Genomic DNA, 20357 nt, shown 5'->3' on the forward strand with positions numbered 1-20357 from the left:
CGGATCCCTTCCCGCCGGGAAGGGCTCTGACCCCGGTTTGCCGGCGGTGGCCGGGCGGGGTCAGAGCCGATTCCTGCGGAATCGGATCCGACCCCGGGTCCACCCACAAACCGCGCTACGGCGCGGTTTGCTGTTTCTGGCGGCTGCCCGATCACGGCCATGACCGATGGCCTTGGCAGCCCCGGGCTGCGGGGCCTACCATCGCTTTTTTGCCGTCCTGCGGAGATCCCGATGAAACTGCGTCATGCCCTGCTGCCACTGAGCCTGCTGGCCGCTCTGCCCAGCGTCGCCGCTGCCCGTGGCCTGGAGATCCGCGACATGGTGGCCATGGATCGTGTTTCCGCGCCGGTGCTGAGCGCCGATGGCGGCACCGTGGTGTTCGCCAAGCGCAGCACCGACGCCAACCTCAAGGCCAGCACCGCCCTGTACGCACGCAACCTGCGCACGCGTGACGCGGCACCGCCGAAGCAGATCACCCCGGCCGGCTGGAACGTCAATTCCGCCTCGCTGTCGGCGGACGGCCAGACGGTGTACTTCCTCAGTGCCAAGAACGGCAGCCAGCAGCTGTACGCGCAGGCGATCAGCGGCGGCGCCCCGCGCCAGCTGACCGATTTCCCGGTGGATGTGGACAGCTACCACGTCTCGCCACAGGACGACCGCGTGCTGTTCAGCGCCGGCGTGTTCCAGGCCTGCGCGTCGGACCTGGCCTGCACCGAGAAGAAGCTGAAAGAGAAGAAGGACGCCAAGGCCAGTGGCCAGGTCTGGGATTCGATGTTCGTGCGCCATTGGGATACCTGGAACGACGGCCGTCGCAACACCCTGTTCGTCGCGCCGCTGCCGGGCGCCCAGGCCGGCCCGGTCAAGGGGGCTTCGGCGCTGAGCGCCACCCTCGATGGCGATGCGCCGTCCAAGCCATTCGGTGGCAATGACGACTTCGTGTGGTCGCCGGACGGCAGCAGCGTGGTCGCCAGCATCCGCGTGGCGGGTCGCGAGGAGCCGTGGTCGACCAACTTCGACCTCTATCGCTTCGATGCTGCCGGCCGTCAGGCACCGGTGAACCTGACCGCCTCCAACCCGGCATGGGATGCGGGCCCGGTGTTCAGTGCCGATGGCAAGACGCTGTTCTACCGTGCGATGAAGCGCCCCGGCTTTGAAGCTGATCGCTTCGGCCTGATGGCGATGGATCTGGCCAGCGGCAAGAGCCGTGAGATCGCCCCGCAGTGGGATCGCTCGGCGGGTGGCATCGTGCTGTCCGCCGATGGCGCCAGCATCTATACCACCGCCGATGATCTGGGCGAGCACCCGCTGTTCCAGATCGATGTCGCCACCGGCAAGGCGACCCGCCTGATCGGCGATGGCAGCGTGACCGCCGTCGATGTGGCCGGCACCAGCGTGGCGATCACCCGCAACAGCCTGAAGAGCAACGACCAGGTACTGGTCGGCCTGCTGCCAGCCGCCGGCCAGCCGATGGGCGAGCTGCGCGCGCTGACACCGTCTGCCGGCGACGTGCTGAAGGACGTCAGTTTCGGCGATTTCGAGCAGTTCTCGTTCAAGGGCTGGAACAACGACACCGTGCACGGCTATGTGGTCAAGCCGCACAACTACCAGGAAGGCAAGTCCTACCCGGTCGCGTTCCTGATCCATGGCGGTCCGCAGGGCAGCTTCGGCAACGGCTGGAGCTACCGCTGGAATCCGCAGACCTATGCGGGCCAGGGCTACGCGGTGGTGATGATCGATTTCCACGGCTCCACCGGCTACGGTCAGGCATTCACCGATGCGATCAGCCAGCACTGGGGTGATCGTCCGCTGGAAGACCTGCAGAAGGGCTGGGACGCGGCACTGAAGAAGTATTCGTTCCTCAACGGTGACAAGGCCTGTGCTCTGGGCGCCAGCTATGGCGGCTTCATGGTCAACTGGATCGCCGGCAACTGGAACGGCCCGTTCAAGTGCCTGGTCAACCACGATGGCGTGTTCGACCAGCGCATGATGGGCTACGCCACCGAGGAGCTGTGGTTCACCGAGTGGGAGCAGGGCGGCACGCCGTACCAGAAGGCGGCGAACTACGAGAAGTTCAACCCGGTCAACCACGTGGCGGACTGGAAGAAGCCGATCCTGATCATCCATGGCCAGCAGGACTTCCGTATTCCGGTCGAGCAGGGCCTGGCGGCATTCACGGCGGCGCAGCGGCAGGGGATCGAGTCGAAGTTCCTGTACTTCCCGGACGAGAACCACTGGGTGCTCAAGCCGCACAACAGCATCCTGTGGCATGACACGGTCAACGGCTGGCTGAAGCAGCATATCGGCGAATAAGCCGGTCCGGCGCCGCCCCCCAGGGCGGCGCTCTGCTTTTTGTAGAGCCGAGCCATGCTCGGCTGCTCTGTGCCTCCTTTCCCGCCAACAGCAGCCGAGCATGGCTCGGCTCTACCCGAGCGCCCGCATGACTTCGAACGCCCTGATCCAGAACGACATCGTGGTCTTCGGCCTGATCGCCGCCACTTTGGGGGCCGTGTTCTGGACCGCCTCGCGCGAGCAGGGGCCGTGGAAGCGCTTCTACACCTTCGTGCCGGCGTTGCTGCTGTGTTATCTCATTCCTGGCATCTACAACACCGTCGGCCTGATCGACGGGCAGAACACCGCGCTGTACAACCCGGTCGCGCGTGACATCCTGCTGCCGGCGGCGCTGGTGCTGCTGACCCTGGCCGTGGACATCAAGGGCATCCTGCGGCTGGGACCGAAGCTGGTACTGATGTACCTGGGTGCCTCCGCCAGCATCATGCTCGGTGCCGTGGTCGCCTTCCTGCTGATGCGCGCGCTGCACCCGGAAACCGTTGCCGGCGACACCTGGGCCGGCATGGCCGCACTGGCCGGCAGCTGGATCGGCGGTGGCGCCAACATGCTGGCGATGCGCGAAGTATTCGACGTCAACGCCACCACCTTCGGCCAGTTCGCCGTGGTCGACGTGGGTGTCGGCTACGTCTGGATGGCGGTACTGATCTTCCTCGCCGGGCGCGCCGCGAAGATCGACGCACGCAGCGGTGCCGATACCTCGGCCATCGACGAACTGAAGGAACGCATCGCGCGCTTCCAGGCCGAACACGAGCGCATTCCCAGCCTGACCGATCTGATGCTGATCGTCGCCGTTGCGTTCGGTGGCGTCGGTCTGGCGCATGCAATCGGCGCGCCGCTGGCGGCCTGGTTCAAGGCCCATGTCGGCTGGGCATCGCAGTTCAGCCTGGATGCTCCCTTCGTCTGGGTGGTGGTGCTGTCGACCACGCTGGGCCTGGGCCTGAGTTTCACCCGCGCGCGCACGCTGGAGGGAGCGGGAGCGTCACGTCTGGGGTCGCTGCTGCTGTACTTCCTGATCGCCTGCATCGGCATGCAGATGGATCTGCTGGCATTGCTGGACCGTCCGTGGCTGTTCCTGCTCGGCCTGATCTGGATCGCCGTGCACATCGTGCTGCTGTGGTGCCTGGGCCGGTTGCTGAAGGTGCCGTTCTTCTATTTCGCCATCGGCTCGCAGTCGAACATCGGCGGTCCGGCCTCGGCGCCCGTGGTGGCCGCCGCCTTCCATCCTGCATTGGCACCGGTAGGCGTGCTGCTGGGAACGATGGGCTACGCCACCGGGACCTACCTGGCGTACATCGTCGGCATTACCCTGCGTGCGCTGGCAGGGCAGGGGTGAGGGGGTCAGATCCCTTTTGCTGCGCAAAAGGGATCTGACCCCGTTTCGCGGCGCGTCACGCTACCGGCAATCCGTGTTCGATCAACCACGCCTTCGCGTCTTCGGCGTCCTGCTCGAACCGCGCCGAGTGAAAAGAAGGGCGCCGCAGGGTTCGGCGCGTCGCCACGCGCCCGTGGCCAACCGCGCCCGCGGCCTTACGCCACTGGCAACCCGCGTTCGATCAACCACGCCTTCGCGTCTTCGGCGTCCTGCTCGAACCGCGCCGAGTGAAAAGAGGGGCGCCGCAGAGTTCGGCGCGTCGCCACGCGCCCGTGGCCAACCGCGCCCGCGGCCTTACGCCGCTGGCAATCCACGTTCGATCAGCCAGACTCTCGCGTCTTCGGCGTCCTGCTCGAACCGCGCCGAGTGAAAAGAGGGGCGCCGCAGAGTTCGGCGCGTCGCCACGCGCCCGTGGCCAACCGCGCCCGCGGCCTTACGCCACTGGCAACCCGCGTTCGATCAACCACGCCTTCGCGTCTTCGGCGTCCTGCTCGAACCACGCTCTCGTCGATCCCAACCGGTACGTATACCCCCACGCATCCATGTCGGCCATCAGCCGTGCGCTGCCGACACCGGGCAGCTGCGCGGCCAGCACGATCTGCAGGTAGCACGTGGCATCTTCCTCGGCGACCGAATCAGTGGCATCGGTATGCACCTGCGCGCGCCGCTCCGGCGGCAGCACGATCAGATGGCAGGCCTCGTGCAGCATCGAATGCACGGGCGTGTCGTCGCGCACATACACGTTGCTGGCGATGATGCCTGCTTCAGGTTCGCCCCAGTAGCTGCCGGGAATCGGCTCGCCGGCGGCGACGTGGTGCAGCTCCAGCCCATGCGCGGCAAGCAGGCGCTGTGCATCGGCGAAGGCGATATCGCCCACGCAGGTGATGTCCACGGCGGTTGTCGTGTCAGTCATGCGGAATCGTGCAGCCCCGCCCATGCAGGCACGGGCGGGGCAGGGGGTCAGGGCTTTTCCGGGCCTTCCGGCAGCGCCACGGAGATGTCCAGCACGTCGTGCTGGCCATCCTTGACCAGGTCGACCTTCACCGCGTCGACGTCGATGTTGACGTACTTCTTGATCACTTCCAGCAGCTCGCGCTGCAGCAGCGGCAGGTAGTCCGGGCCACCGCGATGGCTGCGCTCCTGCGCGATGATGATCTGCAGGCGGTTCTTGGCGGTTTCGGCGGTGGTCTTCTTCGCTTTGAGGAAATCAAACAGGCCCATGCTTACCCTCCGAACAGCTTGCTGAAGAAGCCCTTCTTCTCCACGGTGGTGAAGCGCATCGGCCGCTCCTCGCCCAGGATGCGGCTCACCGCATCGTCATACGCCTGGCCAGCGATCGATTCGCCGTCGAGGATCACCGGCTCGCCCTTGTTGGAGGCGTTCAGCACGTCACCCGATTCGGGGATCACGCCGATCGCCTTCAGGCCCAGCACTTCCTCCACGTCGACGATGCTCAGCATCTCGCCGGTTTCCACGCGCGACGGGCTGTAGCGGGTCAGCAGCAGGAAGGCCGGCACGTCCTGGCCGGATTCGGCCTTGTGTGTCTTCGAATCCAGCAGGCCGATGATGCGGTCAGAGTCGCGCACCGAGGACACTTCCGGGTTCACCACCACCACCGCGCGGTCGGCGAAGTACATCGCCAGGAAGGCACCCTTCTCGATACCGGCCGGGGAGTCGCAGATCACGAAGTCGAAACCGTCGGCGGCCAGGTCCTTCAGCACCTTGCCCACGCCCTCCTGGGTCAGCGCGTCCTTGTCGCGGGTCTGCGAGGCAGCCAGCACGTACAGGTTGTCGAAGCGCTTGTCCTTGATCAGGGCCTGCTTGAGGGTGGCTTCGCCGTGCACGACGTTGACGAAGTCGTACACCACGCGGCGTTCGCAGCCCATGATCAGGTCGAGGTTGCGCAGGCCGACGTCGAAGTCGATCACCGCCACCTTCTTGCCGCGCCGTGCCAGGCCGCAGGCCAGGCTCGCGCTGGTAGTGGTCTTGCCGACGCCGCCCTTGCCGGAGGTGACTACGATGATTTCAGCCAAAGGACTTCTCCTGGTTCTGCATGATGTTGGGGCTGCGTCAGTCCAGCGCAGCGATCTTGACCTGGTCCTGTTCCAGCCACACCTGCACGGCCTTGCCGCGCAGGTTGTCCGGGACATCGTCCAGTACCTTGTAGTGGCCGGCAATGGCCACCAGTTCCGCATGGAAATCACGGCAGAAGATGCGTGCCGCGGTGTTGCCCTGGGCACCCGCCAGCGCGCGGCCGCGCAGGGTGCCGTAGATATGGATGCTGCCGTCGGCGATGACCTCGGCACCGGCGCCGACGGTCGCCATGACCGTCAGGTCGCAGTTCTCCGCGTACAGCTGCTGGCCGGAACGTACATTGCCGAGCTGCATGCGGCCCGGTTGCGGTGCCGAGCCCTCGGCCACCCTGGCCACCGGAGCGGCCGGGGCCGGCTTCGGTTCAGCGCGGGCGGCGCGGCGCGGCTCCGGCGCAGGCGCAGGCGGCGGGGCCGGCTCGGTCTCGACACGCTCGTACTGGGCGCGGAACTTGGCCAGCAGCGGCAGGCCGAGCTGCTGCGAGAGCTGGTCGACCGCACTGGTGCCATAGGCCAGCGCCACCGGCAGCACGCCGGCGCTGCGCAGGCCATCGACCAGCGCCTGCGCGGTGGCCACGTCCGGTACCTGGCTGAGGCCGCCGAAGTCCAGGATCACCGCGGCACGGCCGAACAGTTTCGGGGCGCGGGTCACCCGTTCGCGCATTTCCTGCACGAGTCGTTCGACATCGAGGGTCCGCACGCGCAGGTTGGCGATGCCGACCTGGCCGATCTTCAGTTCACCTGCCTGTTCGTAATCGAAATTCACCGCCACGCTCAGGTCCCCGTCGGCCGCTGTGCCTGCGCCGGCAGCTGCCGGTCGCGTGTCCATGCCACATCCGGCAGCTTGCCGCCGTAGGTCTCCTGTACCCACGGGTAGCTGCACAGTTCCTTGGCCAGCATGCTGGCGCGCACATCGACCTGCGGCATGGTGTTCTGGCCCAGCTCGCGGAAGCCGAAGCTGCCGTGGAACAGCAGGGCGGCATCGGCACCATGGTCGAGGAAGACTTCGCAGGTCATCTGCGGGTAGCGCAGCTCGGCGAAGCTCTGCGCATCGGCGTAGAACGCCCGGCCGACGCCACCACCGCGGCGGCGGCTGGCGACCACGATGCGGTCGATATAGAAGAACGGGGTGTCCAGCTGCTGCTTGAACCAGGCGAAGTTGCTGCTGTCGTGCTGGCTGTCGCTGCCGAAGCCGATCAGGAACCCGGCCAGGTTGCCGTCGCGCTCGGCGACGCGGAAGTACTCAGCGGTTTCATAGAACAGGCGCAGGCGTGCGGCATCCAGCGGAAGGATGGCCAGGCCAGCGTTGTTGTTCAAAGCCAGGACGGAATCGAGCTCGTGCTCGCGCACGTCGCGGATGACAATCGACATTGTGACTCCGTGGGGTAACGCGGTTGGTCCTGCAACGGACCCTGCGCACGATTATTGCATGGGTGGCTGGCGGGGGCACGCCCGTCGCCATGACTTCTGCCCGGGGGCAGGAGCGCTGGTTCAGCCTAAGATGCCTCCATGTTGGGATATCTCAGCCAAATCCGAGTCCTGCGCCTGGCCGGCCTGTTCACCTGGGTCATGGTCGGCCTGCCCGTGGTGTATTCCCAGTACGAGTCGATGCTGCGGCACGGCGGCAGCGGTATCGACAGCTGGTCCCTGTGGCTGTTTGCCGCCTACCTGTTCTTCGGCGCCGGCTACTTCTGGCTGACCCGTGGCCTGCGCGACAGCAGCCAGGCCGCCTGGTACGACCGGGTGGTGCTGGTGGTACTGACCGGCTCGGCCCTGGGCGTCAGCTACCTGAGCGGTTCGGGCCTGGGCAGCATCCTGATGATGGTGGCCGCCGGGGTGATCCCGTGGATGCTGCCCGTGCGCAGTGGCGTGATCTGGTTGCTGCTCAGCCAGCTGGCGGTGCTGCCGGTCTACTATCTGATTCTCGACATGCCGTTGTTCGAGGCACTCATGCAGTCGCTGCTGTATGGCGGCTTCTCCATGTTCATGTTCGTGACCAGCCTGGTCGCACGGCAGCAGACCGACGCCCGCGACGAGCAGCGCCGGCTGAATGCGGAGCTGAGGGCGACCCGCGCCCTGCTGGCCGAGAGCGCACGGGTCAACGAGCGCACCCGCATCTCGCGCGAGCTGCATGACCTGCTGGGGCATCAGTTGACCGCGCTGACCCTGAACCTGGAAGTGGCCGGCCATCTCGCCGAAGGCAAGGCGCTGGACCACGTGAAACGGTCGCACACGCTGGCCAAGCTGCTGCTGGGCAATGTGCGCGAAGTGGTCAGCCAACTGCGCGAGACCAGCGCCATCGACCTGGCTGCCGCGCTGCGCCCGCTGACCGAGAACGTGCCCTCGCTGGACATCCAGCTGGACATCGAGGACCCCCTGAACGTGGAGGATCCGCAGCGGGCCCACGTGCTGCTGCGCTGCACCCAGGAGATCATCACCAATACGGTGCGCCACTCCGGGGCCCGCCATCTGTGGATCCGGGTGTACCGTGAGGCGCCGGACCGGGTGGTGGTCGAGGCGCGCGACGACGGTGTCGGCGCGGAAATGGTCAATGTGGGCAATGGCTTGCGCGGGATGCGCGAGCGCCTGCAACAATGCGGTGGCCAGCTGCAGGTGGAAACCCGCCCCGGCGAAGGCTTCTGCCTGCGTGCGACGGTGCCGGCAACCGTGCTGGTGGCCGCCCTTACCAAGGTTCCTGAAGGAGTGCGTTGATGATTCGCGTCTGCCTGGTCGACGACCAAACCCTGGTGCGGCAGGGAATCCGCTCGCTGCTGGCGCTGGACGACGGCATCGAGGTGGTGGCCGAGGCCGGCGACGGCCGGCAGGCGGTCGAACTGATGCCCCAGGTCCGTCCGGATGTGGTCCTGATGGACATGCGCATGCCGGTGATGTCCGGGCTGGAGGCGCTGCAGGTCCTGTCGCGGCTGGAACAGCTGCCGCCGACCATCATCCTGACCACCTTCGACGACGACCAGCTGGTGCTGGCGGGCCTGAAGGCCGGCGCCAAGGGGTATCTGCTCAAGGACGTGACCCTGGACCAGCTGGTCGGCGCCATCCGCACCGTGGCTGACGGCGGATCGCTGGTGCAGCCGGCAGTGACCCAGCGGTTGCTGTCCGGGCTGGAACACATGCGCAATGATTTCGTCAGCCTGGACCGGCCGGACCCGCTGACCGACCGCGAGACGGAGATCCTGCGGCTGATGGCCAGCGGCTTCTCCAACAAGGAGATCGCCAATTCGCTGGGCGTGGCCGAGGGCACCATCAAGAACCATGTGTCCAACATCCTGTCCAAGCTGGGCGTGCGCGACCGTACGCGGGCCGTGCTGAAGGCGTTCGAACTGCAGCTGGTCTGACGAAAAGCCTTCTGCGGCAAAGGTTTGGCCGGCATTCCCGGGCCCCGGGACGGGCTGCCCCCTACATGCGGGGCGGCCGGATGCGCTACCCTGCCAATCCTTTGTCCATACAAATACGCAGCCGGCAGGGAAACCGGTGCGCCAATCGCGATAAACAATGCCCGCGAAGCCTGCTAGGATTGGCGCTTCGCTTCAATCAACCCGGCCGTGGGATCGGCCCCGGAGACTCCTGAATGACCCGTATTATCGAGTTCCTGATCGCCTTGGGGATCGTGGCTGGCCTGTTCGTCATCATTGGCGTATGTCTGCCGGGCGAGCGCCACATCACCGAAAGCATCGAGACCAACCGCAAGATGACGATTGTGTACGACACGGTCAGCAGCCTGCGCCGCTTCAAGGACTGGAACCCGCTGGTACTGCGCGATCCCGCCGTTGAACTGAAGCTGTCCGGCCCGGCCTCCGGCGTCGGTGCCACCCTCGACTTCTCCTCCAAGGACCTGGGCAACGGTTCCTGGAAGGTGACCGAGGCCGAAGAGAACAAGCGTGTTGTGATCGCCATCGAAGACCCGACCAAGGGTCACGACAAGGTCACCACCTTCAATCTGGAGCCGACCGGCAAGGGTGGTCGCAACGTCAAGATCACCCAGGACTACTCGGTGAAGTACGGCTTCGACCTGTTCGGTCGCTACGCCGGCCTGTATGTCAGCCGCCAGATCGGCGACGACATCAAGCTGGGCCTGTCGCGCATGGCGAACATGCTGGCCACCGTGCCGAACGTCGACTACCGCACTCCGGAAGCGCCGCTGACCGATCTGGGTATCGTGCAGGTGCCGGCCGAAGACCTGCTGGTCGTCAACGCCGGCAACGTCGACCGCGGCCAGGACACCATCACCAAGTCCATCAAGGACAACCAGGAGTGGATCAAGCGCGTGATGGAGGCCAATGGCCTTGAAGCCGCCGGTCCGTTCCGCATCATCACCACCGATTTCGGTGCCGAGAAGTACGCCTTCGACATCGCACAGCCGGTGAAGAAGAAGGGTACCGAAGGTGCCACCGGTGAGGAGCTGACCGTCAAGATCGACGGTGGTGCCCCGGTAAAGTACCTGCATGTCGCCCCGCATCGTTCGGCGCATGCGGCCTACACCGGTCACATGGCCGGCCTGGACGTGGCCCGCAACGGCCTGCGTGCGTGGGCAGTGACCTCGGGCAACGAAGTCATCGACCGTCCGTACGAATCGTGGAAGGACGGCGTGGACAAGTCGTTCACCCAGGAAGGCACCTACGACATCTACTGGGCCGTCAAGTAAGCGCTGGCTGACCCATGTAGTGTTGGACACGAAAACGCGCCGCTTCCTGCGGCGCGTTTTTTTTCATCCCGCGTCCGCCGCCGGGCGGGCGCCGCGCAAGGAGCAGTCATGTTCAATCTGGAACGACGTGCGCGTAAGCCCTCGCTGCTGGCCTGCATCGGTGCGCTGTTGGCGGCCGCTTCGATCGGCCTGTCGGCCTATGCCTCGCATGGCGTGTCCGATCCGCAGGCGCAGCAGCATCTGAACATGGCGGCGCTGTATGCGTTCGCCCATGGTGCCGTGCTGGTTGCGGTGGGACGGCGCGCGCAGGGCGTGATCGCACATCTGGCGCTGTACGTGCTGCTGCTGGGCGTCGTGCTGTTCTCCGGCAGCCTGGTGGGCAGCGCGCTCTGGCAGTGGCCTACCCGGCTGGCGCCTGTGGGCGGCACCAGCCTGATGGTGGGATGGGTGCTGCTGGCGATCGACGCCCTGCGGCGGTGAGGGCAGTGCGGGGAGGGGCTCAGCCGTTGGCCGGTCTCCAGCACCAGTGCCAGGGCTCGTAGACGATCCCGTGCGGGTTGCCGCGCGGGTAGCTCAGGTGGAATCCATGCCCGCGGGCGTGGGCCTGAAGCCACGCGAACGCATCGGTACGCTCGAACGATTCCTCTGCAGGTGCATCGCCCGGGGTGCCGATATCCAGTGCGTGCCCGCTGTGGTGTTCGCTGAAGCCCGGCGCGGCGTTGACCTTCAGGATCTCCGCCACGCTCAGGCCGCGGCCGCGCTTCCGCTCGAAGATTCCCAACTGGTACGCATGGCTGCGGAAGCCGGAAATGGCATCCAGGGCAACGCCATCGCGGGCCGCGTGCAGGCGCATCCGCCGCCACCCCTGCGCCGCGTCGCGGCGCAACCACAGGGGCCGCGAAAAGCGATCGCGGCCGGCGAAATGCAGCAGGCACGGCTCGGCTTCCAGCGGCAGCCCGGTGTCATCCGCGTAACCCTGTGCATCCAGGCCAAGGTGCTGCAGGCGTTGCTGCAAGCCCGCCAGGGGCAGCCATCGCTGCTCCAGTGCCGCAGCGAAAGGGCGTGACGCGCGGGCATCCAGCAGTGCCAGCGCCTCCTCCACGCCAGGCTCGTGCGGCAGACGCGGCACCAGCGAATGAACGCCCTGCGTCAGCACGGCGGCCAGATAGCGGCCATCGCGCTTGCGCCGCAGCACCCAGCGGGCCCGCGCCAGCAGGCGTGCATCGAGGTTGCTGCGCGCGCGCAGCAGATCGGCCGGCCACAGTTCGATGGCCTCGGTGTTCAGCAGCAGCAGCGGTCGGCGATGCATGTCCGCAGCTTACTGCTGTGGCGCGGCTGCGGCCACCTTGCGCAGGGCGTCAAGCAATGCCTGTGGGCGTTCCATGCTCAGCAGCAGGGTGCTGCCGCCGCGCACCGGGATCGCCAGCGTGCGGTGACGGTCGGTGACCAGGGCAAAGCCCTTGCCGCCGCCCTGCAGCCGCATATGCCCGGAATAGAAGCCGGGCATCGAGTAGCCGTTGGTCTTGAAGCGGATGCCATAGCGGCGGTCCTGCGCCAGGTCCACCACCTCGGCCTGGTCCAGCAGCATGTCGCGCACCGGTGTACGCCGTCGGTACAGCGTCGAACGCACATCCAGCACGCCACCCACCAGCTCCACGCGGCGGCGGAAGAACGAAGTACCCAGGCCCACGCCGATCAGCACCAGCACGGCGATGCTCCATGCCGCGCTGCCGTTCATCAGGAAGAACGGCGGCGACAGGGTGACTTCCATCCATGGTGCAGGCGCACGCGTGCGGCTGAACTGCACGTACACGCTGATGACCAGCACGGCCAGCACCGGCAACAGCACCCACAGCACGCGCAGGGGTGAACTGCCAGCCAGCTCGAACGGACGGGCTTCATTGGGGCTCATCGTTGTGCCTCCACCCATCGGGCGATGTCATCGATCAACCCCGCATCGACATGGCCGGGCCGGGTGTACTCCTTCAACGAACTCGGGCCGCTGCCAGCGATGCCGATGTGGTTCAGCGCCGGATAGGTCCGCCACTGCACATCGTCGCGCCGGGCGAGGGCCTTCTGCCAGAGTGCCCAGTCGGCATCGGGAACCTGGAAATCGCGCCCGCCATGCAGCATCAGCAGCGGTGCGCGCAGCCGCTGTGCATCGGCGCGGGCATCTACGGCTTCGATGCTCTTCCAGAAGGACTGCGGAACGCCGAGTGGCAGTTCGCTGGCGGGTACCGGCGTGCTGCCACGTGCTGCGGCGATCTGGCTGTCCAGTTTGTCCAGCAGCGCCTGACCGGCCGCGCTGATGTCGCCGTCCAGGCTCAGCAGGTAGCGGTTCTGTTCCGGCAGCAGGTCCAGCAGCGTGCGCGCGGGAGCGGCCCACAGGATGGCGCCACGCGCCTGTGGCCAGCGGCTGGCGATGCGTGGCGCAAGCATGCCGCCCTGGCTGTGGCCGAGCACGAACACGCGGCGGCCGTCGATGCGCGGGTCGCTGGCGACGGCCTCCAGTGCCGCCACCGCATCGTCGGTGGATTCGTCATCGACAGTGAAGGTGCCGCTCTGGAAATCCTGGGGCCGGGCGAGAGTGCGCTTGTCGTAGCGCAGTACCGCGATTCCGTGCGCGGCGAGGCCACGGGCGATATCGAGGAAGGGACGGTTGCCGCCGATGGTTTCGTCACGGTCCTGCGGGCCCGAGCCGTGCACCAGCACCACTGCCGGGAACGGGCCTTTGCCCTTGGGCAGCGCCAGCGTGCCGGGCAGCGCACCGCGTGTCTGCGGCACACTGAAATCAACTTCGCTGTAGGTCGCATCGGCCGGCGGCGGCGGTGCCTTGGCCGCGGGGGCGGGGCGCAGCAGCAGGCCGGCGACCTTGTCCTGTGCATCCACGGCCACCTGCGCGATCACCGCGCCACCGGTGAACTGCAGCGGCACTTCCACCAGGTGCAGGCCCTGCTGCTCGCTGCTGCGGGCCTGGCCCCGCTGCTGCAGTTCGCCCAGGGACCGCCACACGCTGTCGAGCTTCTCGGCGGGAACGGCACGGGCCATCTGCGGGGTCAGCATCGCCTCTGCATCGGCGATGCGGCCGGCCTGCAGGTGGTCCAGCAAGCGGGCGGCAACCTGCTGCGGTTCGGCGGCGAATGCGCCACCGCTCAGCAGCGCCAGTGAAAGGGCGAACAGCGAACGGCGGGTCTTCATGGTCAGAGCTCCTTCTTGAAGACCAGCACCGCTGCGCTCATCGGCGCGGGGATCACGATGTTGACCAGCTCCCAGCCAAGCTGGCCCTGCTTGTTCAACGCCTCCTGCACGGCTTCGGTCTTCATGCTGCCCATCAGCGTCGAGGGCACTTCCAGGGTCTGGTACGTCCAGCGCTTGCTCATTCCTTCTCCTCCTGAGGTGGCTTGGGATGCGGCAGCCTGCCGGCCTTGCGCAGCGCGTCGCGCAGCAGGTACTCGATCTGCGCGTTGAGGCTGCGCAGTTCGTCGTCGGCCCAGCGCTGCGCCGCGGCCAGGACGTCGGCGTTGATGCGCAGTGGATAGGCTTTCTTCTCGCTCATGGATGCTCCTGGCGGGGCGGTGGGGCGCCCCGTTGCGAGGGTGATTCAGTACAGCGAACCGGCGTTGACGATCGGCTGCGTGCCCCGGTCCGAACACAGCACGGTCAACAGGTTGCTGACCATGTGCGCCTTGCGTTCCTCGTCCAGCTGCACCACGCCGTTCTTCTGCAGTTCGCCCAGGGCCATCTCGACCATGCCGACCGCACCGGCAACGATGCGCGTGCGTGCCGCGATCACCGCGTTGGCCTGCTGGCGCTGCAGCATGGCCTGGGCGATTTCGGCAGCATAGGCCAGGTGGCTGATGCGTGCGTCGATCACCTGCACGCCGGCGTCGGCCAGGCGCTCGGCCAACTCGTTCTTCAGGTGCTGGGAGATCTCGCTGGCGTGGCTGCGCAGCGCCAGCTGGCCCTCTTCATGCTGGTCGTAGGGATAGCTGGTGGCCATCGCGCGCAGCGCCGATTCGGACTGGATGTGCACGAAGCTCTCGTAGTCGTCCACGTTGTAGACCGCTTCGGAGGCATCGACCACCTGCCAGACGATCACCGCGGCGATCTCGATCGGGCTGCCATCGAGCTCGTTGACCTTCAGCTTGCCGCTTTCGAAATTGCGCACGCGCTGGCTGACGTGGCGCTTGCTGTAGAAGGGGTTGTTCCAGCGCAGGCCATTGTCTTTCACGGTGCCGACGTACTTGCCGAACAGGCTCACCACCGCGGCCTGGTTCGGCTGCACGGTGTACAGGCCCGCCAGCGCGAACAGCGCCACCACCGCGACCAGCGCGCCAACCAGCATCATCAGCAGGTTGGGGGAGCCGGTCGACGCCTTGGCGGCGATGCCCAGCACGAACAGCACACCGCCGAAGACGGCGACGAGCAATGCGCTCGCCAGAGTGCCCAGGCCGTTGAGGGAGGACAGCGACTTCTCTTTCATGGCAGTACGTCCTTGAGGGTTCGAGGCGACGATATCAAATTGATATCAGATGGCGACTACCGTTCGTCGGGAACCGCCGCTGGACCGGCTAGAATGCCCACCCGCCTTCACATCACTGCCGGACCCTTCCATGGCCAAGCTCGGAACCCCCCTCTCGCCCTCCGCCACCCGTGTGCTGCTGCTGGGCTCGGGCGAACTCGGCAAGGAAGTGGCCATCGAGCTGCAGCGGCTGGGCGTGGAGGTGATCGCCGCCGACCGCTACGCCGATGCGCCCGCCATGCAGGTCGCGCATCGTTCGCACGTGATCGACATGCTGGATGCGATGGCGCTGCGTGCGCTGATCGCCCAGGAACAGCCTCATCTGGTGGTGCCGGAGATCGAGGCGATCCACACCGAGACGCTGGTACAGCTGGAACAGGAGCAGGGCCTGCGGGTGATCCCCACCGCGCGTGCCGCACGCCTGACCATGGACCGTGAGGGCATCCGCCGCCTGGCCGCCGAGACGCTGGGCCTGCCAACCTCGCCCTACCGCTTTGTCGATACCGAGGCGGAGTACCGCGCCGCCGTGGCCGCCATCGGCCTGCCGTGCGTGGTCAAGCCGGTGATGTCCTCCTCGGGCAAGGGACAGAGCACGCTGCGCAGCGAAGCGGACATCGCGCCGGCCTGGGAGTATGCGCAGACCGGCGGCCGCGCGGGCGCCGGCCGCTGCATCGTCGAGGGATTCATCGATTTCGACTACGAGATCACTCTGCTGACCGTGCGCCACGCGGCAGGTACCTCGTTCTGCGCGCCGATCGGTCATCTGCAGAAGGACGGCGATTACCGCGAGAGCTGGCAGCCGCAGCCGATGTCGGACAAGGCGCTGGCGCGCGCGGAGGAGATCTCGCGTGCGATCACCGATGACCTGGGTGGCTGGGGCCTGTTCGGCGTGGAGCTGTTCGTGAAGGGCGATGAAGTGTGGTTCAGCGAAGTGTCCCCGCGCCCGCACGACACTGGCCTGGTGACGCTGGTATCGCAGGAACTGAGCGAGTTCGCGCTGCACGCACGCGCCATCCTGGGCCTGCCGGTTCCGGTGATCCGCCAGAGTGGTCCGTCGGCATCCTGTGCATTGCTGGCGCAGGGCGAAGGCGTGCCGTACTTCAACAACGTCGCTGCCGCACTGCAGGTGCCGGATACGGCCGTGCGCCTGTTCGGCAAGCCGAGCGTGCACGGTCAGCGCCGTGTCGGCGTCACCCTGGCGCGCGCCGACACCGTCGACGAGGCGCGCTCGATCGCCCGTGATGCCGCCGACGCCATCGGCGTCGAGCTGCGCCCGTAAGCCGGTAGCGCCGGGCCGCGCCCGGCGGCTTTCTGCAAGGCAGAGCAGCGCGCCTGGCGCCTGGGGTCACTTCACATCCACCCACACCAGGTGGTGGTCGCTGCCGTCGGCAATCTTCGCTTCAGGGCTGTTGCTGGCTGGCCAGAACACGCCACTGCCCACGTACTGGAACCCGGTGGAAGGCAGCACGTAGTCCAGTCGCAGGGTGCCGGACTTCGGGCCAAAGTCGCCGGTGGCGTGGAAGGGCGCACCCTTGCGCACGATGCCCTTGGCGGCATAGGCGAGGCTGGTTTCCTCACCCCCCGCGCTGCGCGGGGTGGGGTAGCGCAATACGCGTGCGTTCTCGATCAGTTCGACGATCGCCTCGTGGCGGCCATCGCCGTCGACCGGGTCGTTGTTGAGATCGCCGAGGATCACGAAGCGTGCATCCTGCGCCAGACCTCCGCACTGGCCCTTGTCGTCGCACAGCCAGGGCTGGTCACCCGCGGTGAGATACTCCTGCCACAGGCGCAGTTCGTCGTGGTTGCGCGCCGCGTTGCGCTTTTCCGGGCCGTCGAACACCGGCGGCGTCGGGTGCGAGACCAGCGCATGCACCACGCCTGCCGGGGTCTGCACCGGTACATCCCAGTGCGACTTCGACGACAGGCGCAGCTTCGACCACACGGCGTCGCTGTAGAAGCTCTGCCCGCTGCGCGGATCGACCGGACGGATCGCGCCCGGCATCGTGCTCCACTTCAGCAGCTGGAAGCTGCGTACCCTGGCTTCATCGATCGGGTAGCGCGACAGCACCAGCATGCCGTACTGGCCCGGGTGCAGGCCGTAGCCCCAGGCATCGTTGCCACGGCTGCGACCTTCGCCGCCGACCACGCCGTTGTTGTCCAGGTCCAGGCCACTGGGCACGCCGGTGTTGACCGGGGCCAGGTAGCGGTAGGCGAAGTGCAGCGGCGCGCCGCCGCCCGGCTGCGCCACTTCCAGGTAGCGCTTCTGGAACAGGTCGGCGGCGCGATGGGCGTCGTCGAAATCGAATTCGTTCAGCAGCACCACGTCCGGGCGCACCTGCTGCAGCACGGCGGCAATCTTGCGCGCATGCGCGCTGTCGCCTTCAAGCTCCCTGATCAGGCCGCCGGCCTCATCGGAGTACAGCGACGTGTTGTAGGTGGCCAGGCGCAGCGATGCGGACGGTGTTTCGGTCATCGCAGGGGTCCTGGCAAGAGCAGGGCCGCAGCGCCACACAGCAGGGCCAGGGCAAGGATCAGAGGTTGGGCGTTCATGCCGCCTATTGTGCACCCCGCCCGGTGTCAGCGGTTTGTCAGCGGCCGTCCAGATCGCGGTCGAAATCGTGCCAGCGACGGCCATCGTAGGCCTCCAGCGGACGGAAGCGGCGCTTGTAGTCCATTTTCTGGTGTTCACGGATCCAGTAGCCCAGATAGACGTGCGGCAGTCCTTCGCGACGCGCCCATTCGATCTGCTGCAGGATGGCGAACGTGCCCAGTCCCCGCGCTGCGTGGTCTGGATCGAAGAAGGTATAGACCGCCGAAAGGCCGTGCTCGGTGACATCGGTGACGGCCACTCCGAGCAGCTGGCTGGGCCGGCCATCGTGGCCCGGCAGGCGCATCTCCAGGAAGCGGGTGTGCGACCAGCTGCCGATCAGGAACTGCTCGAACTCGTGCGGGCCATGATCGTCCATGCCGCCGTTGGCGTGGCGGTGCACCAGATAGCGGTGGTAGAGGGCAAACAGATCCTCGCGCGCAGTGGCGGCGGTGATCCGCACCTCCAGGTCGGCGTTGCGGGTGGCGCAGCGACGCTGGCTGCGGTCCGGCGCGAACCGGGCCACCGGAATCCGTACCGCCACGCAGGCATGGCACTGCGCGCAGTGGGGCCGATAGACCAGGTCGCCGCTGCGGCGGAAGCCCCAGCTGAGTGCGAGTGGATACAGGCCGCCCAGGCGACGGTCGTGGGGATCCATCACCAGGTCGCGCGCCACCCGGTCCGGCCAGTACCCGCAGGGGTGCTCGCCGGTCTGGAACAGCCGCAGTTCGTCGTCTCTGTCGCCGTGGATCGCCATGGCCACAGCATAGCCCCAGCGTGTCGCAATGAACGCGACTGTCCGCCGGATGAACGGAACTGGCGGTTGCGTCAACCGCCGTCGCGGCCGGGCGTTGTTGTCATTCGAGGGTGAAGTGATCACCCCGACGCAACCTCATCCCCAGGAGTGACCTCATGATCCGTACCCCCCTGCTGCTGGCCCTGCTGCTTGCCACGTCCGCCTCCGGTGTCGCGCTGGCGGCGACTCCCCCGACCGCACCGGCACAGCGTCCGGCCAAGCTGGACACCAACGGCGACGGTGTCATCGACCGCAGCGAGGCCGCGGCCAACCCACGTCTGGCGGCCAAGTTCGACGAACTGGACCGCAACAAGGACGGCAGGCTGTCGCGCGATGAAATGCCGCGCTGGCAGCATGGTCGTCGTGGCGGCCATGGCGGCGAGCGCTGGGCCAGGCTGGACACCGACAAGGACGGCCGCATCAGCCGCGAAGAGGCCAAGGCCGATCCGCGCCTGGCGGCACGTTTCGATCAGCTCGATCTCAACAAGGACGGCTATCTGGACAAGGCGGATCGCGAGCTGCGCATGAAGCAGCATCGCGACGCCTGGTTCGCCGCTGCCGACACCAACAAGGACGGCCAGTTGAGCAAGGCCGAATTCGATGCGGCGAAGGGCCCGATGCATGGCGGCCCGCGCCACGGGGGCCCGCGTGACGGCGCCGCACCGAAGCCGCAGCGCTGATCACGGCGCAACGTTCAACGACGACGCCGGCAGACTGCCGGCGTCGTCCGTTACAGGCGACCGCTGTCGAGCAGCGTATAGGCCACCAGGGCGATCACCAGCAGGTTCATCGCGATGATGGCGCTGCGGCCGTACATCGCTTCGTACTTCCAGTTGATGCCCTGCCGCCCGCGCCGCGCTGCGTCGCGCACGATCAAGGGCCGCATCAGGCGCTGCAGCGGTCCCAGGCACTGGTAGTTGACCGCACCCAGGCCGATGGCCATGACCACCAGGTGTACCCATACCGGCGTCTGCAGCAGCACGACCAGCAGTATGGACAGGCAGCAGGCCATCACGGTCCAGGTGTTGAGATGGACGAAGCGCCGGACCTGGGTCCGCTCCGGTTCCGTTTCGGCGTAGGACAGCAGGAAGCGACCGCCCAGGTAGCTGCCCAGCACGCCGCCCAGCACGGCACCGGCGATCGCTGCCCAGTTGTGGGCCGGGACCAGATGCAGGTGCCCCAGCGCCGCTGTCAGCGATCCCATCGCGGTACCGCCGGCTGCGCTGGCGCCGCCCAACCCCAGCTTGCTGCCGCCAATGCCCACACCGGTGCCGAGCAGGATCGCGGCACTGGCCGTGCCGGGCGCAGCGATCAGCACCATCGAGACCACGGTGGTTGCGAAGGCAGCGCTGGGTGCGCTGCTGCGCGCGAATTCGCCGAAGCGCTGCAGCAGTCCCTCGCGGACCTGCGCGCGGGCCCGCGACAGGCGCTTGCGCACCGCCGCATCACTCAGGCCCAGCAGGTCCGCCACCTGCTGCGAGCGCTGACCTTCCCGGTAGTAAAGCAGCAGGACTTCGCGGCTGTCGGTGGGCAGCGCCGAGATGATGTCCTCGGCGGCAACCTCCTCTTCCAGTCGCTGCAGGCGGTCGGCGGCAGTCGGCGAGGGGTCGGCCGCCATGCCCAGCGCAACTTCGGCGGCCTCGCCGCTCAGGGGCCTGCCGCGCTGTGCACGCAGCCAGTCGCGCGCGAGGTTGCGGGTGATCTGCCGCAGCCAGGGCAGGAAGCTGGTGGAACTGCGCAGCTGGTGCAGCTGCTGCCAGCCCTTCACGAACGCTTCCTGCGCGATGTCCTCGCTGGCCTGGCGATCGCCGGTGATGGCCAGGGCGATGGCGGTCACGGTGTTCTGGCAGGCGAGCACGATGCGCCCATAGGCGTGCTGGCAGCCACTGCTGGCCGCCGGCAGCTCGCGTTCAAGCGTCTCGTCGATCGTTGCAGCGAAAGTCGTCATGGCGGCAGCTCCTGCTGGATTGTGTCCCAAGAC

Annotated in this window: 21 protein-coding genes and 1 pseudogene; 8 read left to right on the forward strand and 14 right to left on the reverse strand. The window is 67.1% G+C overall.

From position 1 onward, the window contains the following. Positions 1-231 precede the first annotated feature (231 nt). Together ACZK08_RS05050 and ACZK08_RS05055 are read left to right on the forward strand one after the other, a co-directional pair. The gene (locus tag ACZK08_RS05050) at positions 232-2310 is read left to right on the forward strand and encodes an alpha/beta hydrolase family protein (RefSeq protein WP_065182372.1); all 2079 of its coding nucleotides are present in this window, start codon (positions 232-234) and stop codon (positions 2308-2310) included. 127 nt (positions 2311-2437) lie between these two features. After that, complete coding sequence (locus tag ACZK08_RS05055) at positions 2438-3682, forward strand: DUF819 family protein (RefSeq protein WP_053516181.1); 1245 nt, start codon at positions 2438-2440, stop codon at positions 3680-3682. Positions 3683-4154: 472 nt separating this feature from the next. On the opposite strand, the gene ACZK08_RS05060 is transcribed toward ACZK08_RS05055, so the two are convergent. The 5 genes from ACZK08_RS05060 to ACZK08_RS05080 are packed head-to-tail and all read right to left on the reverse strand — an operon-like array spanning position 4155 to position 7182. After that, positions 4155-4634 carry a hypothetical protein gene (locus ACZK08_RS05060; RefSeq protein ID WP_065182371.1) on the reverse strand — a complete coding sequence of 160 codons (480 nt, stop codon included), beginning with the start codon at positions 4632-4634 and terminating at the stop codon, positions 4155-4157. Positions 4635-4681: 47 nt separating this feature from the next. After that, entirely contained in the window at positions 4682-4942 is a 261-nt protein-coding gene (gene minE / locus ACZK08_RS05065; RefSeq protein WP_053516176.1) for a cell division topological specificity factor MinE, read from the reverse strand. A gap of 2 nt (positions 4943-4944) precedes the next feature. After that, on the reverse strand, positions 4945-5754 hold the full coding sequence (minD, locus tag ACZK08_RS05070; RefSeq protein WP_053516174.1) for a septum site-determining protein MinD: 810 nt from the start codon (positions 5752-5754) through the stop codon (positions 4945-4947). 37 nt (positions 5755-5791) lie between these two features. Next, the gene (gene minC / locus ACZK08_RS05075; RefSeq protein ID WP_053516171.1) at positions 5792-6640 is read right to left on the reverse strand and encodes a septum site-determining protein MinC; all 849 of its coding nucleotides are present in this window, start codon (positions 6638-6640) and stop codon (positions 5792-5794) included. Further along, the gene (locus tag ACZK08_RS05080; protein WP_053516169.1) at positions 6586-7182 is read right to left on the reverse strand and encodes a GNAT family N-acetyltransferase; all 597 of its coding nucleotides are present in this window, start codon (positions 7180-7182) and stop codon (positions 6586-6588) included. Before ACZK08_RS05080 ends, minC begins: the two co-directional genes overlap by 55 nt. 138 nt (positions 7183-7320) lie before the next feature. Between ACZK08_RS05080 and ACZK08_RS05085 the strand changes: the two genes are divergently transcribed. The 4 genes from ACZK08_RS05085 (at position 7321) to ACZK08_RS05100 (ending at position 10951) form a co-directional block, all read left to right on the forward strand. Next, positions 7321-8523 (forward strand): sensor histidine kinase, encoded by a 1203-nt coding sequence (locus ACZK08_RS05085; RefSeq protein WP_053516166.1) that lies wholly within the window; start codon positions 7321-7323, stop codon positions 8521-8523. After that, positions 8523-9164, forward strand: coding sequence for a response regulator (locus ACZK08_RS05090; RefSeq protein ID WP_065182370.1), 642 nt, complete (start codon positions 8523-8525; stop codon positions 9162-9164). Before ACZK08_RS05085 ends, ACZK08_RS05090 begins: the two co-directional genes overlap by 1 nt. A 233-nt stretch (positions 9165-9397) precedes the next feature. Next, complete coding sequence (locus ACZK08_RS05095; protein ID WP_065182369.1) at positions 9398-10471, forward strand: polyketide cyclase; 1074 nt, start codon at positions 9398-9400, stop codon at positions 10469-10471. Positions 10472-10579: 108 nt separating this feature from the next. Then, positions 10580-10951, forward strand: coding sequence for a DUF423 domain-containing protein (locus ACZK08_RS05100; RefSeq protein WP_065182368.1), 372 nt, complete (start codon positions 10580-10582; stop codon positions 10949-10951). A gap of 19 nt (positions 10952-10970) precedes the next feature. On the opposite strand, the gene ACZK08_RS05105 is transcribed toward ACZK08_RS05100, so the two are convergent. Genes ACZK08_RS05105 through ACZK08_RS05130 form a run of 6 tightly spaced genes read right to left on the reverse strand, consistent with a single transcriptional unit; the run spans position 10971 to position 14954 of the window. Beyond that, positions 10971-11780, reverse strand: coding sequence for a M15 family metallopeptidase (locus ACZK08_RS05105; protein WP_065174599.1), 810 nt, complete (start codon positions 11778-11780; stop codon positions 10971-10973). Positions 11781-11789: 9 nt separating this feature from the next. Then, a complete protein-coding gene (locus ACZK08_RS05110) occupies positions 11790-12383 on the reverse strand; it encodes a PH domain-containing protein (protein ID WP_065182367.1) in 594 nt (197 codons plus the stop codon). Continuing rightward, positions 12380-13669 carry an alpha/beta hydrolase gene (locus ACZK08_RS05115; protein WP_065174601.1) on the reverse strand — a complete coding sequence of 430 codons (1290 nt, stop codon included), beginning with the start codon at positions 13667-13669 and terminating at the stop codon, positions 12380-12382. The genes ACZK08_RS05110 and ACZK08_RS05115 overlap by 4 nt, the downstream gene beginning before the upstream one ends. A gap of 2 nt (positions 13670-13671) precedes the next feature. Beyond that, entirely contained in the window at positions 13672-13851 is a 180-nt protein-coding gene (locus ACZK08_RS05120; RefSeq protein ID WP_053516154.1) for a DUF4177 domain-containing protein, read from the reverse strand. Then, positions 13848-14027 (reverse strand): type II toxin-antitoxin system antitoxin, encoded by a 180-nt coding sequence (locus ACZK08_RS05125; RefSeq protein ID WP_053516152.1) that lies wholly within the window; start codon positions 14025-14027, stop codon positions 13848-13850. Before ACZK08_RS05125 ends, ACZK08_RS05120 begins: the two co-directional genes overlap by 4 nt. Positions 14028-14072: 45 nt before the next feature. Continuing rightward, positions 14073-14954 carry an SPFH domain-containing protein gene (locus ACZK08_RS05130; RefSeq protein ID WP_065182366.1) on the reverse strand — a complete coding sequence of 294 codons (882 nt, stop codon included), beginning with the start codon at positions 14952-14954 and terminating at the stop codon, positions 14073-14075. Positions 14955-15084: 130 nt separating this feature from the next. Between ACZK08_RS05130 and purT the strand changes: the two genes are divergently transcribed. Beyond that, entirely contained in the window at positions 15085-16272 is a 1188-nt protein-coding gene (gene purT / locus ACZK08_RS05135; RefSeq protein WP_065182365.1) for a formate-dependent phosphoribosylglycinamide formyltransferase, read from the forward strand. Between the two features lie 66 nt (positions 16273-16338). Here purT and ACZK08_RS05140 read toward each other — a convergent pair. After that, a pseudogene (locus tag ACZK08_RS05140) lies at positions 16339-17543 on the reverse strand (endonuclease/exonuclease/phosphatase family protein). Between the two features lie 38 nt (positions 17544-17581). Then, positions 17582-18337 carry an arginyltransferase gene (locus ACZK08_RS05145; RefSeq protein WP_053516144.1) on the reverse strand — a complete coding sequence of 252 codons (756 nt, stop codon included), beginning with the start codon at positions 18335-18337 and terminating at the stop codon, positions 17582-17584. Positions 18338-18492: 155 nt separating this feature from the next. On the opposite strand from ACZK08_RS05145, the gene ACZK08_RS05150 reads away from it, so the two are divergent. Beyond that, a complete protein-coding gene (locus tag ACZK08_RS05150; RefSeq protein ID WP_065182363.1) occupies positions 18493-19056 on the forward strand; it encodes an EF-hand domain-containing protein in 564 nt (187 codons plus the stop codon). Positions 19057-19106: 50 nt separating this feature from the next. Here ACZK08_RS05150 and ACZK08_RS05155 read toward each other — a convergent pair whose 3' ends face one another. Further along, complete coding sequence (locus ACZK08_RS05155) at positions 19107-20324, reverse strand: RNA polymerase sigma factor (protein WP_065182362.1); 1218 nt, start codon at positions 20322-20324, stop codon at positions 19107-19109. Positions 20325-20357 lie beyond the last annotated feature (33 nt).

This window comes from Stenotrophomonas sp. 112478_Sma (genome assembly GCF_056479905.1).